Annotated in this window: 3 protein-coding genes; 1 reads left to right on the top strand and 2 read right to left on the bottom strand. The window is 72.1% G+C overall.

The annotated features are described in order from the left end of the window. Window positions 1–2: 2 nt before the first annotated feature. On the bottom strand, window positions 3–1568 hold the full coding sequence (locus tag IY392_RS04205) for an FMN-binding glutamate synthase family protein (RefSeq protein WP_194860589.1): 1566 nt from the start codon (window positions 1566–1568) through the stop codon (window positions 3–5). A 153-nt stretch (window positions 1569–1721) separates the two neighbouring features. On the opposite strand from IY392_RS04205, the gene IY392_RS04200 reads away from it, so the two are divergent. After that, window positions 1722–2537, top strand: a complete 816-nt coding sequence (locus tag IY392_RS04200) for an acyl-[acyl-carrier-protein] thioesterase (protein WP_107755416.1) — start codon at window positions 1722–1724, stop codon at window positions 2535–2537. Window positions 2538–2564: 27 nt separating this feature from the next. Here IY392_RS04200 and IY392_RS04195 read toward each other — a convergent pair whose 3' ends face one another. Beyond that, complete coding sequence (locus tag IY392_RS04195) at window positions 2565–3704, bottom strand: glycerate kinase (protein WP_228549001.1); 1140 nt, start codon at window positions 3702–3704, stop codon at window positions 2565–2567. Window positions 3705–3801: the final 97 nt, after the last annotated feature.

The raw sequence follows: 3801 nt of genomic DNA, 5'->3' as shown, positions 1-3801 counted from the left end.
GGTCAGAGCCCCGGGGGAGCGTAGGCGGCGCTGTGCTCGGCGGCGCCGCCGGCGGACATGAGATCGGTGATGCGCCGGATGTCCGCCGCGCCGGGAAGGCCCCAGCCCGGGCGGTATCCGTAGATCTCCGCCAGAGTCGTCGACTCCCGGGTGCCGTTGGCCAGCTCCACGTCCTCGGGCCCGATCAGCGAGGGGTGGGGCACGCCGACCGCGCCCGAGACCTTGACGAGGTCGCGCCGCAACGACCGGAGATAGGCCGCACACCGCACGGCCTTGTCCGTGGGGTCCACTCCGCGGGACAGCCACGGGTTCTGCGTGGCCACTCCGGTGGGGCAGCGATCGGTGTGGCACTTCTGGGCCTGGATGCAGCCGATGGAGAGCATGGCCTCGCGACCGACGGAGATCAGGTCCACCCCGAGTGCGAACGCGACCACCGCGTTCTCGGGGATCCCCAGCTTCCCCGAGCCCACGAACACCACGTCGTCGGTGAGACCGGCCTCAGCGAAGACCCGGTACACGCGGGAGAAGCCGAGCCGGAACGGGAGTGACACCGCGTCGGTGAAGACGAGGGGGGCGGCACCGGTGCCGCCCTCGCCCCCGTCGATGGTGATGAAGTCGACGCCGCGCTCCCGGGAGACCATCGCGGAGGCCAGCTGCTCCCAGAAGCGCAGTTCGCCGACCGCGGACTTGATCCCCACCGGCAGGCCGGTGCGTTCGGCGATCTCCTCCACCAGGTCGAGCATCGAGTCGACGTCGTGGAACGCCGTGTGCCGGGAGGGGCTCGCACACTCGCGGTCGGTGGGGATCCCGCGGATCCGCCCGATCTCCGCGGTGACCTTGGCGGCGGGCAGCAGACCGCCGAGCCCGGGTTTGGCACCCTGGCTGAGCTTGATCTCGATCGCCCTGATCGGATGCTTCTCGGCGAGGGCGACCACCGCGTCGAGGTCGAGCCTGCCGTCCGCGTCGCGGACCCCGAAGTAGGCGGTACCGATCTGGAACACCAGGTCCCCGCCCTTCTGGTGGTAGGGACTCAGCCCACCCTCACCGGTGTTCTGCAGTGCCCCCGCGAGAGCGGCACCGCGGTTGAGGGCCTCGACAGCCGGGGCCGACAGGGCGCCGTAGCTCATCCCGGAGATCCACACCAGGGACTCCGGGCGGAACGCGCGGGCCCGGCCGCGGGCGGCGCCGAGGACCTTGGCGGTGGGCAACTGGAGTTGCTCCGCGGAGTGCGCGTGGGCGGAGACCGTCACCCCGGCGAACGTGCGCGGTTTGACGACCGGGTATCCGGTGAGGAACTCGACGTCGTTGTCCGTGCCGAAACCGAACGTCGTGGCCCGCCCCTCCGCCGACTCCCGGATCCAGTCCCGTTGGTCGCGGGTGAACGGCCGTTCCTCGTCGTTGCTCGCCACGATGTACTGGCGCAGTTCCGGGCCGATCGAGCTCAGGGCCATCCGCGCGTGACCGAGGACGGGGAAGGTCCGCAGGATCGGGTACCTGGTCTGCCGCAGGTCCGAGGCCGCGAGGGCCGCCACAATCGCGACGGGGGCGCCGAGGAGCCACTTGCGCATGTCGACCTCCGGGGTGAGTGGGTGCCCCCATCATGGACCACCTGCCGCCCGACGTGCCCGCGTCGGCGCCCGCGCCCGACTCCCTGCGGCCGGGCGCCTACAGTGGCCGCACCGGTGGGGGACACCGGAATCCTGGGCGAGAGGACCACACCGATGAACCACCCGGAACAGGACGGCGACCTGCGTCCGCTCCCCCCTCCGCCCCCGGACGGGGCAGGGTTCTCCACCTCCCGCACGGTTCGGACGGGCGAGGTCGATCCCCGGCGCAGGGTGCGGCTGGACAGCATCGCCCGGTATCTCCAGGACGCGGCGGGCGACGATCTCGAGTTCACCGGTCACGTGCGGACCGACCCGTACTGGATCGTGCGGCGGACCGTCATCGACGTGATCGAACCGATCACCTGGCCGGCCACCGTTCACCTCGAGCGCTGGTGCTCGGGACTCTCCACACGGTGGGCGAACATGCGGGTGCGTCTGACAGCGGAACACCGGGCCGGCCCCGACGACCCCGGGCCCCGGCCCGACGGGCTGGTGGAGACCGAGGCGTTCTGGATCAACGTCAGCGCCGACGGGGTGCCCGCCCGGATCAGCGACGAGGGACTCGCCTCCCTCTCGGCCGCCACAGGGATCCACCGACTCCGATGGGCCGCCATGAACGCGCCGCTGCCCACCGGCTCCGCGACACGGGATCTACCGGAAGACCGGCCCCACATCCTCCGCAGCACGGACTTCGACATTCTCCAGCACCTCAACAACGCCGCCTACCTCGACGCCGTCGAGGACGAACTGCTGGGACACCAGGACCTGCTCCGGCACCGCCACCGCGTCGTGATCGAGTACTCCCACCCGGTGGTGCCGGGCTCGTCCATGATGATCCGGCGGAGACGGTCCGCACACCGGGTGGAGATGTGGATGCTGGTCGACGACCGCGTCGTGGCGAGCGTGTCGGTCACGGGCGGGTCCGGGTGAACACCGCCCCCGGGCCGGACGCGCGCGTCAGGGCAGGATGCGCGAGACGACCTCGGCGGCAACGTCCTCCAACAGGGGGCCCGCATTGGCCATCGACCTGGCGAGGTCCGGCTCCCGTTCGGTGAGGGCGGCCGCGGCCGCGAACCCGGCCTCCGCTACCCGGTCGGCACCCAGGTCCAGCCGGCCACACACGGCCACCACGGGTACGGCGTGCGAGCGACACAGTGCCGCCACGCCCATCGGGGTCTTGCCGTGCATCGTCTGGTCGTCGAGCCGGCCCTCGCCGGTCACCACCAGGTCGGCGGCGGAGACCACGTCTTCGAGTCCGGTCAGGGTCCCGAGGACCTCGAACCCCGGGTCCAGGGACGCCTCGAGGAGCTCGCGGGCAGCGAAGCCCACGCCCCCGGCCGCCCCGGAGCCCGGCGCGTCCGGGTCCACAGCGAGTCCCTGGTCGCGCAGTACCTCGACCAGACGGGCCAGCCCCGCCTCGAGTTCCTCGATCTGACCGGCGGAGGCACCCTTCTGCGGACCGTAGACGCGGGCCGCGCCCAGCGGCCCGAGCAGGGGGTTGTCGACGTCGCAGGCGACCAGGATGCGTGAGGCGCGGACCGCGGGGTCGAGGCCGTCCAGGTCCACGCGGTCCAGGTCGACCAGAGCTCCTCCACCGTCGGGGAGTTCGGCGCCCGAGGAGTCGAGGAAGCGGGCGCCCAACGCCGAGAGCATTCCCGTGCCGCCGTCCGTGGAGGCGCTGCCCCCGATGCCGAGGTGGATGTTGCCGCGACCCGAGCGGAGCGCGGCCAGCAGCACCTCGCCCACGCCGCGGCTCGACGATTCGAGGGGCCGCATCCGGCCACCGGGCAGGCGGAGTAGCCCACAGGCGTCGGCCATCTCCACGAAGGCGGTGTCCGGGTCGATCGCGGCGAAGGAGGTCTCGACGGCCTCGCCGGTGGGGCCGGACGCGGTCACGCGTACTTCCCGGGCGCCGCCGGCCACCATCACCTCGAGGCTGCCACCGCCCCCGTCGGCGACCGGCCTCACCACGACGTCGGTCTCCGGGTGGGCGCGGCGTGCACCCGCGGCAGCGTGGTGGCATGCCTCGATAGCGGTGAGAGAGCCCTTGAAGGCCCCGCATGCCACGACGATCGTCACCACTGCATCATTCCCCATCGTGTCAGCGGACACACGACGGCCCGGGGTCGTGACCCCCGGTGGGAGTCACGACCCCGGGCCGTCGTGTGTCCGCTGACACGATGGGGAATGATGC

The sequence above is a fragment of the Dietzia sp. SYD-A1 genome (genome assembly GCF_015356725.1).
In the GTDB taxonomy this organism is placed as follows: Bacteria; Actinomycetota; Actinomycetes; order Mycobacteriales; family Mycobacteriaceae; genus Dietzia.
The sequence above is the reverse complement of the archived record's forward strand: the minus strand, read 5'-3'. Positions and strand labels throughout refer to the sequence as shown.